Genomic DNA, 21495 nt, shown 5'->3' on the forward strand with positions numbered 1-21495 from the left:
CGTCAAAACGGGGCAACCCCAACCATGCCGGGGTGATCGACCAGCCACTTCTGCCAGTCACCGTCGTAGTTGGCGTACACATCCGCAGCGATCGCGGTACCTGTTGCGAGTCCGGCGGCGACAACACCGCCTGGCACTGAAGCGACAGCCAAACCTGCCATCCAGCGGGATGCGTCGAGGCCCTGGGCGGCGAGCTCGTCCGCGGCCTCATAGGCCAGTTTCGTGGCACGAAGCGCGTCTCCACGCAGACCGATGGCCGCGGATGTAGCTGTGAGACCGGTTGGCCCGTCGAGCGCCAAGGCCATGGCCGCCTCGAACTTCACCACACCGGATGGATTCAGCAGAGCCGAAGCCAGAACGTCCGGCTCAGCGAGGAATTTGTGCCCGGCCAACGCGGTCTTGAGCGTGTCACCGGCAACCTCATCGGTGAGGGCACTCATCGCCACGAGGTCCTCGCTCTTGGCGCGGAACCCGCTGGCGCCACCGCTGACCTGGATGTCTGCGACCGGCGCGACTGGCACGTCCCGTGACACAAGGCCGGCGGGCACTGCGACGTCGTCAGGCATCACAGAGCTCCTGCCACTGCCGGGGCGACCCACGTGCCCAGATCCTCACGAGCAGCCGGCTCCAGCCGCACCATCCGACGGCCTGAACCATCCGGCTCCGGTTCGAGACCGCTCCATCCGCCGTCGGTGTGCACCCAGCTGACTTGAGACGTCATCCCGTTGCGACCGATGACAAGACACCGCAACGCCCCGTCCGTCTCGGTCGCCACCTGCTGAGCGAGGGCGGCCTCGCCACCGGACAGCCTCAGCGTGGCGACCACCGCAGCCGGACCGCCGGGGTCGGCATCACGGAACAGCCGGGCGGTGCCCATCTCCTGCAGCGCCGCGATCGGTAGCCGACCGCGCAACGGGACTTGTTCGGGTCCTCCCCCGCCCAGACGTGACTCAACACTGGATTCGACGTCCGCGTTCTCCGGTGGAACGGCCCGGATCAGTTCCTTGCCCAGGTCCGCCGACGCGAACATCGACATCTCCACAGCGCCGTCGCCCAACTCGAACAACGACGCGCCCAGCGGGCCGGAGATCGTATGCATGCTGTGCAGTCCCTTGTCGCCGATCGCCGCGACCGTGTCCAGCATGACCATCGGCAACGCCAAGATCTCCAGGTTCTTCACCACCGACCGATGCACTTCGCCACCCACACCGTCGACCACACGCTTCTTGATCAACCCTGCCTCGGCAGGACCGATGTCCGCCGACGGCATCCAGGCCGGCGGCAGTTCGAGACCCATGCGTTCGACCAGGTACGCGAACTCGCCCGCGGTCAACACCAGGCGGTGCGGCGCCGCGGTCACGCTGGCACTCCCTGCCCACGCAGGTACTCGCCAGCCTCGAGCCACGCCTTGTCACCGGCGGGCGGCAGGTTGTCCGGCCCCCACTTCCACCCGGTCCACGGCGGCTGAGGAGGCGACGGCGGCTGGCCACCGCCGAAACCCAGCACGTCGGCGACACCGTTCGCGAAGTCCCTGGCCGCTTGGTTGAAGGCATCGAGAGCGCGCTCGAACCTGTCGATCGCGCTCGTGAACCAGCCGACCACGGCCTCGGAGATCTTCTTGATCATCGCGATCAGCTCGCGGACTTCCTGCGCGTGTCGCCGCAGCAGCGCGGCGGCCTCGGTCAAGCCGTCCGCGGCCTTCTCGAGCTGTCGCTTGTCCCCGCCGACCGTTTCCCGGCACCGCTCGGCCGCGACCGACTGCCACTCCATCTTCCGGGCGTCGTCGTCGAGTTTCTTGGCGCGATCCCGCACGCCATCAGCGCGTTTCTCGATCTCGCCCGCGATCCGGTCCAGCTCGTCCGGGTTCCCGTACATGCACCCACCCCTCACTTACAGCGAGCGAATCATGACAGGTGGTGGGCACGCACGCCCTTCGCCCAGAATTGCGTGCTTATACCTATCCCCCGATGCCGACGTCAGTCGACATCTACTCACGGACCGTAGTGATCAACCCCTCAAACAGGGCAACCAATCCTGTAACACTCCGTAGACCACAGGTCGACTGGCAGTATGGCTGCCGGTTACGCACCATGGGAGCGGTGTTCGGGGAGGGAAGATCCACGTGTCAGGGGAGATCGTCTGCTCGTTCGTCGAACTCGACGTACTGGGAGTGGCACTGAGGCTCGACGTGAGGCAGTTTCCGTTCTCGATTCCGCACTTCGCCGTCGAAGCGGAGGAACGGCTGCGGTTGGGGCAGGCCGCGCAGGATGACCTCATCGCGCGCGGCCTGATCCGAGGGGACAACTTCGCTCCAGAGCTTGTGCAGGCGCTGAACGTGTACGCGCGTGGGCGGGTCGCCATCGCCATGCGCGGTGTCGCCGGTGAGGAGCAGCATCTCGCTCTCGCGGTGATCGACGACCGTGTCAGCGTGCTGGCAGTGCAGCAGGGCGAGGCGTTGCGGTTCGAACTGACAGAGCCCGACTCGGTCATCCGCAGGCTCGTCGGGCTGTTGCCACCTCAGTACGCGGGACCTGGCACTTCGGTCACCGTGACCGCCAAAACCGCACCGACCACACGGCGACGGGTCGAGGAGGACTTCTCCGAGTTCACCTTCACCTCGACCGTGAGGGCGGCCGGACACACGCCGGCAGCACAACGAGCGGTGGCGGAAGACATCCTGCGCCATCCACGACTAGGTGGCGGCGACTTCCTCGTCACTGTCCGCGGCCGCAACAGCAGACAGAGCACTCCGGTCACGATGAACTGGCTGGACACCCAAGCGGGCCGCTACGCCGTCCTGAACAGCACTGATCCCGACGGACGGCTCCAGGCGACCTACACACCCGCTGATCTCACCGCACTCGATCGGCACCTGACCCAGATTGTGAGGTCAGTGTCTTGAAGGAACCGACGACGCTGGTTACACGTCGGAATCACCGGACACGGTGAGCGACGGATTGCTAACGTTGGGACACCTGTCAGGGAGGGGCAGCTGTGGCTGACATCTGGTCGAGCATTGGTGGCTTCGGCGACGCACTGAACAGCTTGAAGGCTGTCGGCGCGGCCGGCGGCTGGGCCATTAACGAAACCGGTGGCCAAGCATTGATCACCGCAGCTCAGGACCTGCACGACGAGCTCACGGAACTCCTCAACCAGACGGATCAGCTCGCTGAGGAGCTACCGCTCGGCACAACGCCCGCTGCCCAGGTCTTCAAGCCATATCAAGCGACAGTCGCGAGTGATCCCCATCAGGGCATGATCATCGTTCTGAAGAAGCTCCAGGAGCAGGCGCTCGAGTTCCGGACAGAGGTCGAAAAGGCAATGGCTGCCTACGAGTCTGCAGACCAGAGCGGCCAACAGGGCATCAAGAAAGCCGGCGGGCCTGCCGCATGAACACCAAAGGAAAGCTTGTGACATCACGCATCGCCGTGCTTCTTGCCGCAGGCGCGCTGGCCCTCACCGCGTGCACCAACACTTCCGGCAGCGCGCACCCGACGCCCGAGACAACGAGCGCATCGACGACCGCGAGCAGCCCCACCAGCTCAAGCGCAAGCAACGGTGCGCTGCCCGACACGGATCCCTGCACTCTGCTCACGACTGGCGAGGCAACTGAGATCGGGACCGAAGGAACGCCAAAACGGCAGCAGGTTGGTTCAGCGGACAGCTGTACGTGGAAGAAGTCAGGCTCCGTGGTGTCGGTCGGTATCCGAACCAACCTCGGGCTGGCGCAGACCCAGGCAAGCGGAGGCCAGATCACGGACATCACTGTTGGTGGCCGTGACGCCAAGCAAGTCAGTGGACGGTCCTCGGGCAGCTGCCTGGTTGTCCTCGGCGTGTCATCTTCCTCACGCGTGGATGTGACCGTCACCCCTCCGGCCGGTGGCAGCGATGGGTGTCCGCTGGCGTTGACGTTCGCGGAAAAGATCGAGCCGAAGTTGCCGTGAGGCGCTTGTCCTGACTGTGGATGGGAGGGTGCAGGGGATGAACGAGGGACCACGTGGTCAGTCCGGAGACGTCTACTCGCGGTACGGCCTGCAGCGACATGGTGAGGTGCAGACCGCTCAGCAGATCCACGAGCAGGTCGCCGCGCTGAACGTTGCGACGCACGGGCCGCTCCTCGGCCCCCTGATGGCCGTGGTGCAGGGCAATGGCCAGGTCGATGACCTGTTGGACGGCCAGGCCGTAAACCTGCGCAACCAGGGCGTGTCGACCCGTCAAGCCCCGGCCGCGCCCGGCGTGCACTACCTCGGGATCCCGCACCAGCAGCTACACGAGATGGTCAACAACGGCGTCGATCCCGGCACGGTGGGCGCGGCCGGCGACGCCTACACGCAGATCGGCAACAAGCTCACCGCGTTCCAGGACCGGATCGCCAGCGCGATCGGCAACAGCGAGGCCGACTGGAGCGGCAACGCGGCCGACCAAGCCCGCAACGCGGTCGCTGGCCTGGGCAACAAGGCCGCCGAGGCCGGGACGGCGGCGCAGCTCGCAGGCACGTTGATCACGCAGCAGTCGCGCGCGGTCAGCACCGCGAAGTCCACCGTGCCACCGCCACCCGCTGTGCCGTATGACCCCGCGGCCGCGAACGCCAAGCGAATGGCAATCACCGACCCGATCCTGTACGTCCAGCAGGCAGCGGCCGACATGGCCGCGTATCAGGAGCAGAAGAAACAGCACGAGGACGCAGCACGTGCCGTGGAGACATACGACCGCACGGTGACGCAGACCGCGGCGGCCCAGCCCGCGTTCGCGCCCGCTCCCCCAGCGCCCCAGCCTCAACCCCAACCTGAGCCCCAGCCGCGACCGCCGATCGGCATCGGCGACTCGAACGGCAACGGACGCACGCCACCACCGCGGGTCGGTGACACGACCAACCCGGCGTGGACGGCGCCGCCCGTCACCAACACCGGCGGCAACACCACCAACACCAGCGGTCTGGGCGGTGGCCAGAACAACCTCGGCCTAGGCGGCAACCAGCCCGGTGACGGCAACAACAACCGCGGCGGCGGCGGACTCAACCCTGGTTTCCTGCCCAGCCCAGGCACCGGCGACAAGAGCACCGGCCGGACCGGGGGCCCCGGTGGTACTGGCTCCGGCCGAGGTGGCACCGGCACAGGTGTGGGTGGCGGACGCGTGCCCGGCGGCACCAGTCTCGGCAATCCCAACGCCGCCAAGGGATTCAACCCTGGCGGATCCGCTGGGGTGCTCTCTGGTGACGGAGCGACCGGACGTGGTGGCGGCGCAGGTACCGGTGGCGCGGCGAGTGGTCGTGGTGGTACAGGCGTCGGCGCAATGGGCGGCGCCATGGGAGCCGGTGGTGCGAAAGGCAAGGGCGAGGAAGACCTCGAGCGGACCACGCCGTCGTACCTGCTGGAACCGGACCCGGACGAAACCTTCGGCAGCGACGCGATGGTCGCGCCACCGGTGATTGGTGAATAGACCCAGCAATAACTCACAGTTCGGTTGGCGGTAGCGGGTGTCAACGCTTCTCGAACCCTGACCCCGCTTGGGTCTTTGAAAGTTGACCCCTCAGGTTTTGTTGTCAGTTGTGGTCGGGGTTCTGTTGCTGGTCGCGTAGCAGGTTGCGGCGTTGGCGGGTGCGGTAGGAGTCGCCGGTGAGGGTGAGGACTTCGGCGTGGTGGACCAGGCGGTCGATCATGGCCGCGGTTATCTAACCGCTTGAGTTGAGTGTCCACGATGTACACGATGGGGGCGGCGCGCCTCTCTGGCGTCCGTTGTGGACGGATTACCTTGCCCCGTCTATGACGGGATCAAAGGTGAGGGTGCAGCGGGTCGTGATGCCCTCGGGCACGGAGTCGGCGACCGTTCTGGCCGACGGTCTGGTGCTGGATTCGGCGGATCGGTTCCTGGCGCATCTGACCGCGATCGACCGCTCCCCGAACACCGTCCGCGCCTATGCCCACGATCTGCGGGACTACTTCGACTTCCTGCAATCCCGTGGCCTGCAGTGGGATCGAGTGGTGCTGGAGGATCTGGGCCGGTTCGTGACGTGGTTGCGGTTGCCGGTCGAGGCCCGCGATGGACGGGTGGCGATGCTGCCCTGGGTGGAGGCGAGTCTCGCCGCGGCGACAGTGAATCGGAAGCTGTCGGCGTTGGCGTCGTTCTACGAGTTCCATCAGCGGCACGGTGTCGCGCTCGGAGAGCTGTTGACGCGGTGGCGGCCGGGCCGCCGCGGCGGGTCGTGGCAGCCGTTCCTGGCGCACCTGGGCGCACGGCCGGAGCGGCACCGCGCGATCTCGCTGCGGGCGGAGCGGCGGCCGCCGCGGGAGCTGAGTCAGGCGGAGATGTCGACGCTGATCGACTCCTGCGGCCGGTTGCGGGACAAGTTCCTGCTGAGTCTGTTGAAGGGCACGGGATTGCGGATCGGTGAGGCGCTCGGGTTGCGGCACGAAGATCTCGACGTCCGCCGCCGGTTGGTCGCGGTCCGTCCCCGGACGAACGTGAACCGGGCGCGGGCGAAGACGTGGTCGCGGGAGGTTCCCGCTGACGCCGATCTGTTCCGCCTCTACAGCGATTACCTGCACGAGGAATACGGCCTGTTGGACTGCGACTACGTGTTCGTCAACCTCTGGGGTGCTCCGGTCGGCGAGCCGATGAGCTACGCCACCGTCGACCGGCTGGTGCGCCGGTTGCGGGGCCGCACCGCAATCGCGTTCTCGCCGCATCTGTTCCGGCACAGCTACGCCACCGGGTTGCTGCGCCGCGGAGTCGCGGCCGAGATTGTGCAGCATTTGCTCGGTCACGCCAGCATCAGCACCACCGTCGACACGTACTCCCATCTGGGCGTCGAGGATGCTCGTCGCGCCCTGGCCGCGGCCGGGTTCCTCGACGAGCCAGCGACGACGGGGCCGACAGAGTGAGGCAGCTGCACCCGATTCCGAACGGCGACAACGACTCCGGCACCGACCTGGCGGCCCGGTTGCGGTCGCGGTTCGCGCAGCCGGTGATCGTGGTCGACCCCGATGACCCGGTGATCGGCGGACCCCGGTGCCTGGTGCCGGTCTGCGAGCGGCTCGCGGTGATCTTTGGCAAGTGCTCGGCGCACCATCAGCGCTGGATCGACGACGGTCGCCCCGACGACCTTGAGGCCTGGGCAACAGTGGCGCCGGCGAACCGGCGCTGGCTTCAGCAACCACCGAAATGCGCGATCACGACCTGTCGTCGCAGCCGCCGCGAGCACGGACTCTGCCACTCCCACGCGCATCGCTGGCACCAGCACGGTCGCGTCGATCTGACGCGGTGGATCACCGATGGCGGCGGCCCGCCGCTGCCGGCCGGGGCCGACTGCCGATTCCCCGGCTGCGGTCTGGATGCCGAGGGCGACGCGGGGTTGTGTGTCCATCACCGGAATCGGTGGATCCGCGCCGAGCGGCCGCCGATCGAGTCCTGGCTGCTCGGTTGCGCGACGTTCGGGCGGGACCGGTTCGACCTGCGCCGGCTGCCGATGCCGATGCGGCTGGAGGTCGCCTACGCGATCCAATGCCGTGTCGACGAGCGCCGCACGATCACCCGGCCGCACTCGATCCGTCGGCTGCTGCGGGCCCTGCCGGGCGGCGGTGTCGCCTCGCTGCTGGATCGCAGCCCCGATTCCTGGATGGCCTATCTCGGGTTCTCCAGCGAGCGCGGCCATATCGAGCGTCGGTTCCTGCTGGACGCGATCGGTTATCTGCGTGATCTGGTCGAGGGCGTCGGCTGGGACGCGGAGTTCCCACGCGATGTCTGGCTGCTGCGCAGGCTCGGTTTCCCCGGACGTGACACCCGGTTCCGGTTCACCGGGATCGAGCCGCTCTGGTTGCGGCAGTTGACCAAACGGTGGGCCCGGTGGCGGCTCTCGACCGGGATCGCGGTCGCGACCGTCGGAGCGGACATCCGCGCGATCACCCTGTTCGCGCAGTCGTTTCCTGCTCTGCAGCGCGGGCCCGAGGCGTTGACCCGGGAGTTGGTCGAGGTCCATCTGGCGCACCTGGTCGAACGGTTTCCCAACCCGAAGAGCCGCACCGGTCAGCTCAGCAGCCTCGCCGGTCTGCTGCGCGCGGTCCGTCAGCATGGCTGGGAATCTCGCTTGTCCGCTCAGGTCGACCTGTTCCCCGAGGACTACCCGCGCCTGGTCAAGGGGCCACCACGGGCGTTGTCGAAAGCGGTGATGGCCCAGCTTGAACACCTCGACAACCTCGCCCGATTCGCCGACCCCCGTGGTCGGTTGCTGGCGCGGATCCTGATGAACACCGGGCTGCGCGTCGGTGACGGTGCTCGCCTGCGGCTGGACTGCGTTGTCCGCGACGGCCAGGGCGCGCCCTATCTGCGCTACACCAACCACAAGATGCGCCGCGACGCGTTCGTCCCCATCGACACCGACCTGACCGAAGCCATCACCAACCAGCAGCAAGCCGTTCTCGACGAGTTCGACGACCCGGCGTTCCTGCTGCCGCGGCCCACTCGCAACCCCGAGGGGAAGGTGGCATTCAGCACCGGAACCTTCCGGGGAGAACTGCGGGAGTGGTTGCGCGTCTGCGATGTCCGCGACGAACTCGGCCGCGAGGCCCATGTCACGCCGCACCAGTGGCGCCACACCTTCGGCACCCGTCTGATCAACAACGAGGTCCCGCAGGAGACCGTCCGCCGGCTGCTCGACCACGACTCGCACGCGATGACCTCCCATTACGCGCGGCTGTCGGACAAGACCATCCGGGAGCAGTGGGAACACGCCCGCAAGGTCAACATCGCCGGTGAGCGGCTGGCCGCCGACACCGGTCCGCTGGCCGACGCGGTCTGGATGAAGAACAACCTCGCCAGGGCGAAGATGGCGCTACCCAACGGTTACTGCGCCTTGCCGCTGCAGCAGAAGTGCGAGTTCGCCAACGCCTGTTTGACCTGCCCGGTCTTCGTCACCACACCTGAGTTCCTGCCCCAGCATCGTCGTCAGCTCGAGCAGACCCAGGCCCTGATCGCCCAAGCCGACACCAACGGTCATCAGCGCCTGGCCGAGATGAACCGGACCGTCGAGAAGAACCTGCTGACCATCATCGACAGCCTGACCACATCGGGCGGCTGTTGCGGCGGCGGAAAGTCCTGTTCCTGCAACGGAAAGGACGGTTCCGATGCCTGCTGACCATACGCATCATCTCGCCGAACACGCCCGTCAGCGCCACGATCGAACTCTGCAACGCGCCCAGCAGACGCTCACCGAGCTGACCGACGCCGGAGAACACGTGACCGTCGCACGGCTCGCCAACCAGGCCGGCGTCTCGCGATCGTGGATCTACACCCAACCCGCACTGCTCAACCGGATCCAGCAGTTCCAGCAGCACCGCACCAGCGCCGACTTCGTCCGCAACACCGTCACCCAGGCCACCGACGACTCACTACGTCAACGTCTGGCCCTGGCACACGAGCGAATCAACCGGCTACGCACCGAGAACCAGCAACTCCGCGACGCGCTCGCCCACGCCCACGGCCAACTCCGCACAGCCCGCCTCAACACCGACGCACGGTAGTCAAAGACACCTGTCCACGACACAAAAGACCAGGTCAACGGCAAGATTCGGAAATCGAAGTCGAGATAACCACCGCGATGACGTCGTCGGAGAAGGTCTCGCCCCAGCGGCCGAAGGGCAGGTTGCTCGTGACCATGACTGAGCCTTGTTCATAGCGTGAGGCGATGAGCTGGAAGAACAGGTTCGCGGCGTCCTGGTCGAACGGGATGTAGCCGACCTCGTCGATGATGATCAGCTTGTAACGGCGGATCTTCTTGAGCTCGATCTCGAGCCGGTTCTGGTGGTGCGCGGCGGTCAGTCGGGCGATCCAGTTGCTGGCGGTGTCGAACAGCACCGAGTAGCCGGCCTGGGTCGCTTTGACCCCGAGCCCGATCGCGAGGTGGGTCTTCCCGATGCCGGGCGGGCCTAACAGGATCACGTTCTCGGCCTTGGCGACGAACGTGCTGGTCGACAGGTGCGCCAGAACGTCGCGGCGCAGCGAGGGCAGGTGGTCGAGGTTGAAGTCCTCCAAGGTTTTGACCGCCGGGAAGTGCGCGGTGCGGATCCGCATCACCGTGCCTTTCGACTCGCGGTCGGCGACCTGGCGCTGCAGCAGCGCGGCCAGGTATTCCTCGTGCGACCAGTTCTCGTCACGGGCCTGCGCGGCGAGTGGTTCCCAGAACGCCCCGATGGTCGAGGTTTTGAGCACCCTGGTCAGGTAGGCGATCTGGGATGGCAGCCCGTCCTTCGGCTTGAGCGCCGAGTTCGCAGGCTTGGTTGTGCTCACGTGTTGCTCGCTTTCCTTGGTGGTGCGGTGAAATCGACGCCGAACAAGGCGTCGTAGTCGGGCAGGGCCCGCATGGCGACGACGTGTCCGTCGGTGTGGCGGCGGGTCTGCCCGGCGGCCTCGCGGCGTGCTCGTTCCGCCGAGAAGTTCTTGCGCAGCAAGGCCGCGGCGGCCTGGTGCTCGGGATCGGTGATCACTGCCTGCTTGGCCCAGCACCGTTCGTGCCGGGCGACGAGCTGGCCGTCGCAGAACACCGCCACCTCCATCAGCGAGGCGGTGACGTCGACGAACCGGCCGATCGCCCGCGGGTCGACGGAGTAGTCGACGGTGTCGATGCGGACGTAGTAGTCCCGGCCGAGCCGGACCCGCTGGTTGAGCCCGATCGGCGGGGCGACCGGCGGCAGCGGCAGCATCGCCAGGTAGTCGGTCTCCAGCAACACGTCCGGCCGTCCCTGGATCGACCGGACCGTCCGGCTGTTCGCCCGGACTAGCCACTCCTCGAGCTGGGCGTTGAAGTCCGCCGGTGAGACGAACACCCGGCCCAGCAGGAACGAGGTCTCCAGAAACTGGTTGTTGCGTTCGACCAAGCCCTTGAACTCCGGATCCCGCGGCGGGGCCAGCACGATCTTCGTGGCCAGCGTTCCGGCGAACGCCGCGGCCGGAGTGCTCACCCGCCCGGTCCCGCCGATCGCGGACTCCCGGTCCCAGACGAGCCGCTTGGTGACCCTCCCGATCCCGTTGATCAGCTGCCACATCCCCGACAGGATGTCGCCGGCCTGCCGTGACGGGATCATCGTCGCGGTCAGGAACCGTGAGAACCCGAGCGTCATCACCAGCACCGGCAACACCCGCTCCTGGCCCGCCGCGACCGGAATCCGTGTTTCCGGGAACCACAGGTCGCACTGCGCGATCTGGCCGGGCTGGTAGACCACCCGGTCGACCGGGTCGACACCGGCGTACTCCGGCCGCAGTTGCGTCAGCCGTTTCTTCAACGGCGACATCGAATACGGCCAGCCGATCCGCTGCGCGATCACCGGTCCTGGCATACGCGGCCACTCCGCCAGCAACGCCCTGATCTGCGGCTCGAACGCATCCGCGACACAACCCCGCGAGATCCGTTTGTACTGCGGAGGCCCGTCAGACCTCAGCGCCGCCCTGACCGTGTTCCGCGCGATCCCCAGCCGCCGGGCGATCTCCTTGATCGGCACACCCTCAGCCCGATGCAACCGGCGGATCTCCGCCCAGTCCTCCACGTTCAGCACCCTCCTACCTTCAGAGGGGTCAACCTTCAGAGAGCCGCTGGGGGTCAGTTTTCACGAAGCGTCGACAGCGGGAGAACGGCGTGGTGGTTCCTCATTGCCACGCCGCTTACCTGCTACATGAGCTGCGGCTGATCTTGGGGCGGTTGCTGTCCCCGCGCTCGGTCAGCTCGGCGTCGCTCGCAGGACGGCACCGGCGACGGCGGTGAAACTCGGTATCACCGCTGGGACTGGCGAAGTAATCCAGCGCAGGTGTTGCTGTCCGATCCTGCTGGGCGGGAGGTCGATCGATCGACCGGACCGGATGTGGTCGGCACCCCTCACCGCCAACTCCGAGAGCGCCGGCCCAATGTGTGGTGTCGTAATGAAGGTCCAGCGGACCGCGTGTTCGTCTGACGACTCGAACACAGGAACCGACCGGTCCAGCAGCTTCCACGCAATTGAGCCGAGTTCCCTTGGCATGTCAAGGGCTTCGGCTTCGCGTCCGGCGACCAACCACACACCCGAGCCATACACGCCAACGGTCCAGCCGAATTCGTCCTGATAGGACTGCGCGGCAGCTTGGACTTCTGTCTGTGGCCCCTCAACGCCGCCGATCCCCAACCGCGTCATGCGGATTCACCTTGCACACGACGCAAGTCGTCGAGCGTCGCGACCTCCTCATGTCCCTCGCTTGTGCGGCCGTTGGCCGACAACGCTTCTGCAAGTCGGGATATCGCCGCTTTCGACTGTTCTGCGTCCAGACTGCACCGGTCGAGGGAACGGATCACCGCTTCGTAGCCCTTGATCGCAGCGGTGTCTTCGATGAACAGGGTGGAGTTCTCGTTCCTCAAGCACACCAGCGGCTCGTACTTGGAGAACGTCAGCTGCGTGAAGGGCCCGCGCATGCCCGCGTGGGCCCCGATCGTCGCAGGCACGATCCGGATCGTGACGCTCGAGCGCACCGCCATCTGCAAGAGATGGTGCACCTGCTCAACGTGGATGTCATGGCCGCCAACCGGCAGGTGTAGCGCCAGTTCGTGGATGAAGTAGGTGCACTGCGTACCCGGCCGACGTAGAGCTTGTTGCAGCTCCAGCTGCGCTTTGATCCGCTCATCGAGTTCGTCGGCAGGATCGTTGGCAGAGGCCGTGATCACCTCGCGCATGTAGGCCTGTGTCTGCAGGAAGTCCGGCACCATGTGCGCCTGCCAGCAGATCAGCGTCTTGGCCACCGCCAGGTGTTCGACGAGCGTGCGAAGGCGGACCGGTGCACACCTTCCGTGCTGTTGCCACCAACCCCTGAGATTCGTATCTGGGAAGAGCTCAAGCAGGTGATCACGTTCGTCCGCCGGGGTCCGGCAGATCCCCAGCAGAATAGCCAGGTCGACCTCGCTGGAGCCGCCCTTGCCGTTCACCAGGTCCGAGAGCTTGGCCTCGTCCCAGTCCGCGAGTTCGGCCGCTGCGCGCGACGTCAGACCGGCGCCGGCGATAGCCGCTCGCAGACCAGAACCGAACTCGCGGCCTCGTGTTGTGGAGATCCTTCTCGGCATTGCGGAATTCCTTGCATCAGCTGGAGATCAGTCGTGGCAGGGGCCACAGCAAACCTCTCCAGCCCCCGCACAGACCAGCTCACGCATGCCGCAGCGATGTAGCAGGGCTGCCGTATCCATATCGCTTGATCTGCACATATGCCGCCGGCAAGCTGGGATCACACGATCGAGGGACGGCGCGTTCAACGCCCGACGAGGTCCAGCCTGGCCAACTCGTCGTAGCGGTATGTCCGCTCTTCCCGCCGTAACTCGACCAGCGAGGCCGCCGCAACGGAGGTCGACACGGGACTGATTGCGCGCAGGGGGATCACCAGCGGCAGCAGATCAGGAACCTGCACGGTCTGGTTGCAGTACGCGATGCTTACGTGTGGCCGGAAGTTCGCGGTTTGCATGCCGCCCGTGTCACCGAAGATGTCCTGGGTCGTCTGCGCCAAGGTGCGGTGCAGCTCCAGCAAAGGCAGCCACGGCGCGACCGTGAACCGAAGCGCGCCGCGCGAACCCGCTAAGGGACCAACATCGAGGGCGAACGGTGCCAACTTCTTGCATTCCCGGCTGGCGATCTCCACCAGTCGGTCCACAGTGTCCAGTGTTGCCTCGTCCGTGAACGCCACACGCCCGATGGTCAGGTGGAGCGCATCACGCGGTACGAGATCGAAGTCCGACCGGACCAGTTCGCTCTGGCACCGCGCAGCCAGATCCCTCACTGCAGGATCATCGTGAAACGACAGCATCCAGTGGTACGACCGGCGTCCCTCAGACCAACCTGGTCGATCCCAGTGGTTCTGCATGAAGTCAACCTGGCGAAACGCCTGCCAGTCGTACGCCCGCAGGATCTCGGCGTCTTCAATGTCAACCGGCAGCCCTGGCGGGAACGTCACCGACTGATCTCCTTCGTCAACTTCTGCCACTCACGCACAGCATCGCGAAGGTTCAAAGCTGCGTGCCCACAGCCTTGTTGTTGAAGACTGGCTGCCAGTTCGTTGGTCCTCGTTGCGACGGAAGCAATCGGCTTCGAGGCCGAGATCTCGAGCGCTTCCACCCCAACGGCCGCCGCATGTTCAAGGTCAGCACGAGCACGCATTGTCAGCGCCGTTGCCTCGTCCAGTTTCACGAGCGAGCGACTCCAGTCGGAGTCCGACGCTGCGACAACAGGCCTCAGCTCCTCAGTCAGCTTCAGCACCTGCTCATGGTCACCGACTGCGAGATACGCCGTTGCGGCGTTGGCGGCGGTACGCGCCCAGCCGTACGGCTCCAGGTCGATGCACGAGGCCATGCCGACCGGGCCATCTTCTCGTTCTGCCATGTCGAGCGCTTCGCCCACAGCCCGTTGCACGGTTCGCCTGTCGCCGAGCTTTCCGGCGGCCCGAGCCACACCGTTCGACAACAGCCGGATGCGTTGGCGGCTCTGCCCGGCGAGTTCGACGCCGGCTTCCGCCAGGTCGAGGGCCTCTTTGTACCGTTTGCGGTAGTAGGCAGCGAAGCTCTGCGTTCCTCTGACCCACGACAGCATCGCACTGTCGTTAAGTGCTGTCGCGAGCAACGCAGCCTCGAGCGCGAAACTTTCGGCATCAGCGAACTTGCTGAGGTTGACGGCCATGTACGCCAACAACGCGGCCTGCTGAGCACTCAGCCTGGTCAATGCCAATCGATCAGCGTCAGTAGACACACGCAACCCGAGCTGCTGGCTGAGCCCACGAAGGCTCAACAACTCAGGAGCAAGGCGCTGTGGCCCCTCTTGTTCATACCGCGCGACAATGCTTTTCGTGTAACTAGCAGCAGTGTTCAAGGTTTGACTCGGACCGAGTACATCGATCAGTCCGATGGTCGGGTGGGCAGGCGCGGCAAGCCCCCAGTCACCTTGAGCCGGCTCGTTGTCGTCCGCCGCAACAACAGGTTCCTGGCACGCAAGGATCGCGGCAAGCTCCCGGCTGGTGACACCAAGCGCCCGTGCCAGACGTGGTTGTGTAAGCGGCTCCGGCACCGAGCGGCCGCTCTCCCAGCGCCACACCGCACTACGGTCGGCACCTACCTCCGCCGCCAACGACTCCTGAGTGAAGCCTGCAGCCCTACGCAGGTTCACGAGGTCATGCCGTTGTTGTGCCACCTCGCCTCCCCGATCGAACTGAATTCTCCGGTCGATCCTATCTGCGGCCACATGGAAACCAGCAGTTCCTTCGACAAACATGCATTTTCACCCAGATGGGCCATCTACCTCTTTCTGCAGGTCAACGGATCGGATGCGACATCCATGTGACATCGGCACGGAACCAACAACGTGGTTCTTTCGTCAAGCCCGGTTTTGGCTGGCTCCCAACCGACAACGGTTGCGCTGTTACGCAAGAACGTGACGGAAGGTGATTGGCCATGGGCCGCCGCTACAAATGGCAGCCGCACAACGGGGCCAGGCATGCGGTACCCCGGGAGCTCGCTGTCGGCCACGTGGGTCGCACGCTGTGCGACGTCGAAGTTACAGGCCACTCAGACACGTGGCCGGACGAAGCACGGTGCTGGCCAACGTGCCATGAATGCGATCTTGCCTGGCGAGCACACGAACGGATCCTGCCGTGGCCACGAAACGAGCGTTCGAGAACGACTCGGCCCGACACGTCAGCTCTCATGGTCAGCGCTTGCACGGCTCCATCAGGTGGACCGTGAGGATTGCCGACAGGGTTGCCAAGGACAAGCGTCTTTCCTGGGAACGCAAGGGTGGCGTGGTCCTCGCAGCGTTCCTCGAACGCATCGGCACCGAGCACACGGTGGCACGGCTCCTGGAGCTGACCAGGCTTGCCGACTCCGACGTGCTCAACCAGTTGCGCAGGTTCACCAAAGTCGGCCTGCTCAGCCGACGCACGGACATGGAGGTGTTCCCCGCCGAAGACCACTTCTGGTTGCCGACAGAGGGTGTTCCTCGGGCACGTGCGCTGCTGCAGCAGGCCGACGATGGCGATCTCAGAGAGCTGGCTGGAGAACGTGGTCTTGACGTCGACCGTGCCTTGGGTGACTTCTCGACTCAACAGCCGTACCCCGTCGCTCTCGGCAAGGCACTGCGAGACGCCCGCATCGCTTTCGGATGGAGTCAGGTCAACGTCGCCGCCGAGGTGCCATCCGTATCGGGCCCGAGCTTGTCCCAGATCGAGAACGGGCACGCGTTGCCGACGCTGATCACGCTGGCCGAACTGGCCCTCGTGTACGGGGTCGACCCGGTCGCACTGCTCGTGCACGCGGCGTGCCATTCAAAGGCTGACAAACAAGTCCAAGCTTTGAAGATCGCGGAGCCGACGTTCCGCGCGGTGCTCACCCACAAGTTTGCGGAGCGGCGCTTTCGCGAGATCGCGCGAGCAAGACCGCACCGACACCAGTGATCACGCGTGCCTGGGCAGCTCTGGACTCGCCACTCAAACTCGCGGCTGCGAGAGCGAGCACCTCTGGTCGCCAGGCGGACCGGTGAGGTTCGGCGGTGTGGTGACGTAGTAGGCATTGACGACCTTGTGCGGACCATCCTTGAAGTAGGGGCGCTGCCCCCAGGGCTCGATACAAGATGTGCCGGTGCTGCCTTGGCTCCAGTGGTGTTTGACGAGGATGAAGCCGTCGGCACAGTGGATATAGCGGCCGGTCAGCTCCCCCTGGGGCGGGTTGATCTCATAGAAGCCACAGCGCTGAGGCGTGATCGCAGCAGCGGAGTAGCCGTTGGTGTCGATCATGCCGAGAGCGGTGGCGGCGAGGAGCATGCCTGCGGCACCAAGTGAACGTGCGACGTTCGCGTTCATGGTAGGACCTCTTTCGCTGAAGTAGTTGCTGCACTTCAGTTTTGGAGAGTCCACAGCAGACTGACAAGATGTCTTCTGTATCGCGGTGAGCGCGATACAGAAGACGAGCTACTGCAACCGTTCGAGATAGAGCTGTCCGCCCGTCTGCAAGGTCTTCGTGACGAGGGCATCGTTTGCCGCCTGCATTGCGGCTACGACGTGCGGTGCGTTGACCGGTGCGTAGCGGAGTGCGGCGACGAGAAAAACAATGTCGTCGTTGGGCAGCGCGAGCAGGGGTGTGGTGATGCGATCGGTACGCAAAGGGTAGGCAAGGACGAGGCCGAAGTCGCTGTACAGGTCGGCGCCAAGTTCGTGTTCGGTGTGGCACAGCAGCTCGGCGGCGGCGTTGCTCGGCAGAAAAAGGTTGCACCACGGGTGCGGCGAGTCCCACAGGCCAGCATCTCGTAGGAGAGGTTCGCCGGTAGCGAGCCGGTTGACGAAGTCCCAGTATCCCGCGGTCTGGGAGTCGGCGTCGCTGAAGGCGAGACCGTCAAGGTGACCGTGCCCTGCGGAGACGCCGTTGAAGGTGACCGCTTCGAGTTCGGTGATGCGGTGGCCGTCGCGGATCTTGAGCTGACCCTCGACGTAGTCGAAGGCATCAGCGGTCACGAGGTGCTGCTGGTCCACGACGAGCTGGTCCACGGTGTCGTAGCAGAGTTTGTGCCACGTCACCGTCTCCGGGGCGGGTACGAGGCGCAGGGTGGCTCGAGTGATGATGCCGTTGCGGCCCCGGCCGGCGCGTACCGCGTCGAAGACCTCTCGGTTCTCGCCCGGCCCGCAGGACACGATGGCACCACTGGTAGTGACGACCTCCAAGCCCAGGACGTTGTCAGTCTGTGCGCCATGGTGATGGCTCGCACCGCCGAGACCACCGACCGACAGCGTGCCGCCGACAGTGAGTTCGAGGTAGTCGGTGAGCACGGGCGGTGTCAGTCCGCGGGGCAGCGTGGCGTGCAGTACGTCGCTCCACTTTGTACCCGCGTCGACGATCACACGGTCGGAGCGGACTTCATGAATGGCGTTGAGCTGGTTCATGTCGATGACCACGCCCTCGAGTGCCTGGGCTTGGCCGCCGGTCGAGTGGCCCTGGCCGCGAGGCACGACGCGCATGCCATGTTCGCTGGCGTGCTGGACCACGGTGCTGATGTCAGTTGCGGTGGCGGGTCGCAGGACGGCGGCAGGCCGGTGGTGGACAAGGTCGCCGTAGTCCTGCGCGGCCCAGCGGAGGGCATCTACGTCGGTTTCGAGTGTTCCGGCCAGCTCCGGCAGAGCAGCAAAGGTTGGGATCACTGGCGATCCTCCCTCAAGCTATTGATCATCTGTTGGCGCAGTCGCGTAGCGGTGGGCTCGATGTTGCCATTGAGCAGTTCCGCCGCGGCCGACCACGCCTGATGGGCGGCACGATGGTTGCCGCGGTCGGCCTGCAGGTCACCGATGCGGCTGTGGACGTGAGCTTGGCTCCACATGTCACCGACGTTCTCGAACGTGTCCAAGGCATTGTCCAGATGCCGCAGCGCAAGGTCGTGGTCGCCGGCGGACTCGGCAAGGCCTGCAAGCAGGATCGACGCGCAGCCAGAGGACATGAAGTCCTGGGCATCATCGAGGGTCTTCCTGACGAGGTCGAGCAGCTCGCCTGCTTCGGCAGTCGCGCCGAGTGCGGCTCGTGCCATCGCAAGGTGCGCGGTCGCGACCGCGTGCTCCCAGGTATCGCCTATGTCGAGGCTGACCTGGCGGGCGGTCTCGCAGTGCTCGATCGCCGTGTCGTAGTCGCCGAGCTGGCAGTACGCCCGTCCGAGACCGACATGGCCCACAGCGATTCCGCTGCGGTCGCCGAGCTCGGCTCGGATTGTCATCGCCTCCCGATAGAGCTCGAGCGACGAGACGGCGTCTCCTGCGTCGATCCCCGCGTCGGCCAGCGTCTCCAGATTCCATGCCTCGGCGTCGCGGTGTCCACCCTGACGGGCCATGGCAAGCGCGTCCCGCAGCGCGGGCACCCACCATGACCAGGCACGGCGGTGGAAGAGCATCTCGCTGATCACCACCGGCAGGTAGGCGACCGTGGTGATACTCCACTGCGCGCCGCACCGGACCAGCCGGACGAGTAGCCGCAGCTCGTCCTCGAACCAGCGGATGGCGTCCGCTGGCCGCCGGAATGTCAACGTTGTCAGCCTGCGACTGGGCAGGTCAGGTGGACGCCGAGGCCGGGAGGGCCACAGCAGTCGTGTCGCTGCCGCTCCCGTGCTCAGGTACGAGTCGATGAGCCGCTCGAGCGCGGCGACGTTGGCCTCGTGCGGGTTGTGCTCGAGGGCGAGTTCGTGGGCGTAGGAGCGGACGAGGTCGTGCATCACGAACTGATCCTTCGGGGTCAGCTCGATCAAGTGCACGCTGGCCAGGGCGGACAAGTGGCCCAGCGCGAACTCCGGCGGGAGTTCGGCGAGAGCCGCGGCGGCCTCGATGCGGATAGGCCCGCCGGGATGTAGCCCGAAGAACCGGAACGCGGCTGCCATCTTTGGAGGCAGCGCGTCGTGGGAGTAGGACAGCACGGTCCGCACGGCGAGAGTGTCATCGACCGCGAACACGTCGAGCGGCTGGCGTCGAGTGAGCTCGTCGGCCAGTGCGCTCAGTGGCGTGTTGCGCTTCAGGTTGGCTCGTTCGGCTGCGATGCGCAGTGCAAGCGGGAGTCGTCCGGCTCGGTCGGCGATGACTTGCGCCGCGGCGGGGTCGACGTCGAGCCGCGGTCCGACCACCGACCGGAGAAGCTCGTGCGCTTCGCTGGTGCTCATCGGCTGGACAGTGAGGCGGACCGCGCCCTCGTGCACGACCGCACCCGACAAACGGTTGCGGCTGGTGATCAGTGCGAGTGAGGTCGCCGAGCCTGGCAACAGCGGTCGGATCTGCTCGGCGTCGAACGCGTTGTCCAGCACCACCAAGGTGCGGGTGCCCTCCAGCAGGGTGCGGTACAGGGCCGACCGGCCGCCGAGATCACTTGGGATCTCCGATGGCGTCGCACCCAGTGAGAGCAGAAAAGCGCCGAGCACGACCGCAGGGTCTTCAGGCGGGTCTGCGGCGTAGCCGCGCAGGTCGGTGAACAGCACGCCGTCCGGGAAGTCCGCAGCGATCTCATGCGCCCAGATGACAGTGAACGCGGTCTTGCCCACTCCGGCCGGGCCGTCGATGGCGATCACGCCCTCGTGCACGGCCAGGGCGGCTGCGGCCTCCTTGAGCAACTCGCGGCGAGGCACGAACCCGCGCACGGACGCCGGCAGTTGCGCGGGACGGACGCGGTCACGCATGTTCCGGGAGCGAGGCTTCGGCGCAGCGAGCCCGGCAAGCTGCCCGTCGGCGCCGAGCGCGTCGTCAATGGCTGCGGCAACCTCGGGGCTGGGCACGCTGCGGTCGTGTTCGAGGTTGCTGAGGTAGCCCCGACTCACGCTGGACTCAACGCTGAGTTTGGTCAGCGACTTTCTCTGCGCATCACGCAGCTCACGCATTCGTCGGCCAAACGTCTGGACATTCGTTTGGACATGTTCATTCTTCGACCCCCCGGTCGTTTGGATAGCTGTCTTCTGCTGTCTCTTGTTCATCGCGATACAGCTCTCCCCTAGCGGTTCGCCCCTGAACCTGCCAACACTGAACGTTGTCGACCAACTACGTGCAGTGGAAACAGCAGGTCCGAGGAGGTGAGGGTATGCAGAAGACTCGTTGCTTCGTCACGTATTCCAAGCAGCCAGGCGTAGGAAGTCACCCAGTCGAACGACAACTTTCGTTGATCAGCGGAAGCAAATTCGGCTTTCGCACTCTCGGCGGGAGGAGCAATGTCGCTCTGGCTGCCCTATTGCCTTCTCGGTGCTGCCGCAGGCCCGTTCGTCATCGCTTTCGCCAGCACGGTGCCGCGACGCGAATCGCCGTCGTGGCGCACAGTCACGAGGAGCGAGCCGATACAGATGCTGGCGGCCAGCGCGCTGCTGAGCTTCGCCTTGGCTCAGGCGGCCGAGCGTCGACCCACCGTGGTGGGCGCGGTCTCGTGGCTGGTGATCGTCGGCCTACTGCTCACCCTGATCGACTGGAGCTGTCACCGGCTGCCGCACCGTGTCGTCGGCACGCTGCTCGGCGGCGGGACAGCCCAGTTCGGTCTCACCGCGTTTGTGGAACGCGACGGCGGACCGTTGGTGCGAGCAGGTGCCGCTGGGGCTGTCGTGTTGGCGGCCACGATGACGATCTCCTTGGCGTCGCCTTCAGGATGGGGCGCCGGCGACGTCACCCTGTCGACCACGATCGCGTTCTTCCTGGGCTGGTTCAGCTGGTGGCACGTCTTCGCCGGATTCTTCCTGGCGCTGCTGCTCGGCGTGGTCACGTTCGGTGTGCTGCGCATGAGACGCGTCTACCGCCGCGACCTGCAGATTCCGCTCGGACCTGCGTTGGTCTTCGCCGCCGTCTGCACGATCCTGATCATGTAGCGGAGGCCACCTGATGTGCCAACCGTTCAGCGAGGTGCATCCCGCGCCAGCCAACTACCTACGCCCGGACACCGTGTTCACGCCGGGCTCGCCAGTCGAGGTGGACCCCGTCCTCCCTCAGGGGTCCGCCTCGACACCACCGTTCACGTTCTCGACTTGGAGG

At 65.9% G+C, this 21495-nt stretch carries 23 protein-coding genes; 10 read left to right on the plus strand and 13 right to left on the minus strand.

Translation table 11 applies throughout. The annotated features are described in order from the left end of the window. Nucleotides 1-2 precede the first annotated feature (2 nt). From B0F77_RS35910 to B0F77_RS35920, 3 genes are read right to left on the minus strand one after another with little or no spacing between them, the layout of a single operon-like run. Nucleotides 3-566 (minus strand): hypothetical protein, encoded by a 564-nt coding sequence (locus B0F77_RS35910; protein ID WP_143467067.1) that lies wholly within the window; start codon nucleotides 564-566, stop codon nucleotides 3-5. Continuing rightward, entirely contained in the window at nucleotides 566-1360 is a 795-nt protein-coding gene (locus B0F77_RS35915) for a hypothetical protein (RefSeq protein ID WP_086667496.1), read from the minus strand. The genes B0F77_RS35910 and B0F77_RS35915 overlap by 1 nt, the downstream gene beginning before the upstream one ends. Beyond that, complete coding sequence (locus B0F77_RS35920; protein WP_086667497.1) at nucleotides 1357-1875, minus strand: WXG100 family type VII secretion target; 519 nt, start codon at nucleotides 1873-1875, stop codon at nucleotides 1357-1359. The genes B0F77_RS35915 and B0F77_RS35920 overlap by 4 nt, the downstream gene beginning before the upstream one ends. A gap of 247 nt (nucleotides 1876-2122) precedes the next feature. On the opposite strand from B0F77_RS35920, the gene B0F77_RS35925 reads away from it, so the two are divergent. The 4 genes from B0F77_RS35925 (at nucleotide 2123) to B0F77_RS35940 (ending at nucleotide 5439) form a co-directional block, all read left to right on the plus strand. After that, nucleotides 2123-2902 carry an ESX secretion-associated protein EspG gene (locus B0F77_RS35925; RefSeq protein WP_158102918.1) on the plus strand — a complete coding sequence of 260 codons (780 nt, stop codon included), beginning with the start codon at nucleotides 2123-2125 and terminating at the stop codon, nucleotides 2900-2902. Nucleotides 2903-2994: 92 nt separating this feature from the next. Then, nucleotides 2995-3393: a hypothetical protein gene (locus B0F77_RS35930; protein WP_086667499.1), complete on the plus strand. Its 399-nt coding sequence runs from the start codon at nucleotides 2995-2997 to the stop codon at nucleotides 3391-3393. Continuing rightward, the gene (locus tag B0F77_RS35935) at nucleotides 3390-3944 is read left to right on the plus strand and encodes a DUF3558 family protein (RefSeq protein WP_086667500.1); all 555 of its coding nucleotides are present in this window, start codon (nucleotides 3390-3392) and stop codon (nucleotides 3942-3944) included. Before B0F77_RS35930 ends, B0F77_RS35935 begins: the two co-directional genes overlap by 4 nt. Before the next feature lie 37 nt (nucleotides 3945-3981). Next, nucleotides 3982-5439, plus strand: a complete 1458-nt coding sequence (locus B0F77_RS35940; protein ID WP_086667501.1) for a WXG100 family type VII secretion target — start codon at nucleotides 3982-3984, stop codon at nucleotides 5437-5439. Between the two features lie 103 nt (nucleotides 5440-5542). Here the strand turns inward: B0F77_RS35940 and B0F77_RS35945 are convergent, their stop codons facing one another. After that, nucleotides 5543-5659 (minus strand): ATP-binding protein, encoded by a 117-nt coding sequence (locus tag B0F77_RS35945; protein ID WP_281252583.1) that lies wholly within the window; start codon nucleotides 5657-5659, stop codon nucleotides 5543-5545. A gap of 118 nt (nucleotides 5660-5777) precedes the next feature. Between B0F77_RS35945 and B0F77_RS35950 the strand changes: the two genes are divergently transcribed. Genes B0F77_RS35950 through B0F77_RS35960 form a run of 3 tightly spaced genes read left to right on the plus strand, consistent with a single transcriptional unit; the run spans nucleotide 5778 to nucleotide 9515 of the window. Beyond that, complete coding sequence (locus tag B0F77_RS35950) at nucleotides 5778-6881, plus strand: site-specific integrase (RefSeq protein WP_211294207.1); 1104 nt, start codon at nucleotides 5778-5780, stop codon at nucleotides 6879-6881. After that, complete coding sequence (locus tag B0F77_RS35955) at nucleotides 6878-9130, plus strand: tyrosine-type recombinase/integrase (RefSeq protein ID WP_211294208.1); 2253 nt, start codon at nucleotides 6878-6880, stop codon at nucleotides 9128-9130. Before B0F77_RS35950 ends, B0F77_RS35955 begins: the two co-directional genes overlap by 4 nt. Further along, entirely contained in the window at nucleotides 9120-9515 is a 396-nt protein-coding gene (locus tag B0F77_RS35960; protein ID WP_086667503.1) for a DUF6262 family protein, read from the plus strand. The genes B0F77_RS35955 and B0F77_RS35960 overlap by 11 nt, the downstream gene beginning before the upstream one ends. Nucleotides 9516-9549: 34 nt before the next feature. Here B0F77_RS35960 and istB read toward each other — a convergent pair whose 3' ends face one another. From istB to B0F77_RS35990, 6 genes are all read right to left on the minus strand, one after another. Further along, a complete protein-coding gene (istB, locus tag B0F77_RS35965; protein WP_169731032.1) occupies nucleotides 9550-10281 on the minus strand; it encodes an IS21-like element helper ATPase IstB in 732 nt (243 codons plus the stop codon). Further along, nucleotides 10278-11543 (minus strand): IS21 family transposase, encoded by a 1266-nt coding sequence (istA, locus tag B0F77_RS35970; RefSeq protein WP_143467068.1) that lies wholly within the window; start codon nucleotides 11541-11543, stop codon nucleotides 10278-10280. The genes istB and istA overlap by 4 nt, the downstream gene beginning before the upstream one ends. Before the next feature lie 162 nt (nucleotides 11544-11705). Then, nucleotides 11706-12152 (minus strand): hypothetical protein, encoded by a 447-nt coding sequence (locus B0F77_RS35975; protein ID WP_086667504.1) that lies wholly within the window; start codon nucleotides 12150-12152, stop codon nucleotides 11706-11708. After that, entirely contained in the window at nucleotides 12149-13069 is a 921-nt protein-coding gene (locus tag B0F77_RS35980; protein WP_086667505.1) for a helix-turn-helix domain-containing protein, read from the minus strand. The genes B0F77_RS35975 and B0F77_RS35980 overlap by 4 nt, the downstream gene beginning before the upstream one ends. Before the next feature lie 182 nt (nucleotides 13070-13251). Beyond that, a complete protein-coding gene (locus tag B0F77_RS35985) occupies nucleotides 13252-13947 on the minus strand; it encodes a 2'-5' RNA ligase family protein (protein ID WP_086667506.1) in 696 nt (231 codons plus the stop codon). After that, nucleotides 13944-15254 carry a helix-turn-helix domain-containing protein gene (locus B0F77_RS35990; protein WP_086667507.1) on the minus strand — a complete coding sequence of 437 codons (1311 nt, stop codon included), beginning with the start codon at nucleotides 15252-15254 and terminating at the stop codon, nucleotides 13944-13946. Before B0F77_RS35990 ends, B0F77_RS35985 begins: the two co-directional genes overlap by 4 nt. Nucleotides 15255-15433: 179 nt before the next feature. On the opposite strand from B0F77_RS35990, the gene B0F77_RS35995 reads away from it, so the two are divergent. Then, nucleotides 15434-15724 (plus strand): HC3 family zinc finger protein, encoded by a 291-nt coding sequence (locus tag B0F77_RS35995; protein WP_086667508.1) that lies wholly within the window; start codon nucleotides 15434-15436, stop codon nucleotides 15722-15724. After that, nucleotides 15721-16431 (plus strand): helix-turn-helix domain-containing protein, encoded by a 711-nt coding sequence (locus tag B0F77_RS36000; RefSeq protein ID WP_158102919.1) that lies wholly within the window; start codon nucleotides 15721-15723, stop codon nucleotides 16429-16431. Before B0F77_RS35995 ends, B0F77_RS36000 begins: the two co-directional genes overlap by 4 nt. Before the next feature lie 33 nt (nucleotides 16432-16464). Here B0F77_RS36000 and B0F77_RS36005 read toward each other — a convergent pair whose 3' ends face one another. The 3 genes from B0F77_RS36005 to B0F77_RS36015 all read right to left on the minus strand — a co-directional run bounded on the left by B0F77_RS36005 (nucleotide 16465) and on the right by B0F77_RS36015 (nucleotide 20459). Next, nucleotides 16465-16836, minus strand: a complete 372-nt coding sequence (locus B0F77_RS36005) for a DUF6355 family natural product biosynthesis protein (RefSeq protein WP_143467070.1) — start codon at nucleotides 16834-16836, stop codon at nucleotides 16465-16467. Between the two features lie 108 nt (nucleotides 16837-16944). Next, nucleotides 16945-18165, minus strand: a complete 1221-nt coding sequence (locus tag B0F77_RS36010) for an FAD-binding protein (protein ID WP_086667511.1) — start codon at nucleotides 18163-18165, stop codon at nucleotides 16945-16947. Next, the gene (locus B0F77_RS36015; protein WP_086667512.1) at nucleotides 18162-20459 is read right to left on the minus strand and encodes an ATP-binding protein; all 2298 of its coding nucleotides are present in this window, start codon (nucleotides 20457-20459) and stop codon (nucleotides 18162-18164) included. The genes B0F77_RS36010 and B0F77_RS36015 overlap by 4 nt, the downstream gene beginning before the upstream one ends. Before the next feature lie 360 nt (nucleotides 20460-20819). On the opposite strand from B0F77_RS36015, the gene B0F77_RS36020 reads away from it, so the two are divergent. Beyond that, nucleotides 20820-21332, plus strand: coding sequence for a prepilin peptidase (locus B0F77_RS36020; RefSeq protein WP_158102920.1), 513 nt, complete (start codon nucleotides 20820-20822; stop codon nucleotides 21330-21332). Nucleotides 21333-21495: the final 163 nt, after the last annotated feature.

This window comes from Lentzea kentuckyensis (genome assembly GCF_002150765.1).
GTDB lineage: Bacteria > Actinomycetota > Actinomycetes > Mycobacteriales > Pseudonocardiaceae > Lentzea > Lentzea kentuckyensis.

What these genes read in the sequence shown, in the direction of transcription:
- B0F77_RS35980 (WP_086667505.1), bottom strand. Translation starts at nt 13,069, where the DNA reads ATGCCGAGAAGGATCTCCACAACACGAGGCCGCGAGTTCGGTTCTGGT.
- B0F77_RS35910 (WP_143467067.1), bottom strand. Translation starts at nt 566, where the DNA reads ATGCCTGACGACGTCGCAGTGCCCGCCGGCCTTGTGTCACGGGACGTG.
- B0F77_RS36020 (WP_158102920.1), top strand. Translation starts at nt 20,820, where the DNA reads ATGCTGGCGGCCAGCGCGCTGCTGAGCTTCGCCTTGGCTCAGGCGGCC.
- B0F77_RS35975 (WP_086667504.1), bottom strand. Translation starts at nt 12,152, where the DNA reads ATGACGCGGTTGGGGATCGGCGGCGTTGAGGGGCCACAGACAGAAGTC.
- B0F77_RS35940 (WP_086667501.1), top strand. Translation starts at nt 3,982, where the DNA reads ATGAACGAGGGACCACGTGGTCAGTCCGGAGACGTCTACTCGCGGTAC.
- B0F77_RS35935 (WP_086667500.1), top strand. Translation starts at nt 3,390, where the DNA reads ATGAACACCAAAGGAAAGCTTGTGACATCACGCATCGCCGTGCTTCTT.
- B0F77_RS35990 (WP_086667507.1), bottom strand. Translation starts at nt 15,254, where the DNA reads ATGTTTGTCGAAGGAACTGCTGGTTTCCATGTGGCCGCAGATAGGATC.
- B0F77_RS35995 (WP_086667508.1), top strand. Translation starts at nt 15,434, where the DNA reads ATGGGCCGCCGCTACAAATGGCAGCCGCACAACGGGGCCAGGCATGCG.
- B0F77_RS36005 (WP_143467070.1), bottom strand. Translation starts at nt 16,836, where the DNA reads ATGAACGCGAACGTCGCACGTTCACTTGGTGCCGCAGGCATGCTCCTC.
- B0F77_RS36015 (WP_086667512.1), bottom strand. Translation starts at nt 20,459, where the DNA reads ATGAACAAGAGACAGCAGAAGACAGCTATCCAAACGACCGGGGGGTCG.
- B0F77_RS35960 (WP_086667503.1), top strand. Translation starts at nt 9,120, where the DNA reads ATGCCTGCTGACCATACGCATCATCTCGCCGAACACGCCCGTCAGCGC.
- B0F77_RS35945 (WP_281252583.1), bottom strand. Translation starts at nt 5,659, where the DNA reads ATGATCGACCGCCTGGTCCACCACGCCGAAGTCCTCACCCTCACCGGC.
- B0F77_RS35920 (WP_086667497.1), bottom strand. Translation starts at nt 1,875, where the DNA reads ATGTACGGGAACCCGGACGAGCTGGACCGGATCGCGGGCGAGATCGAG.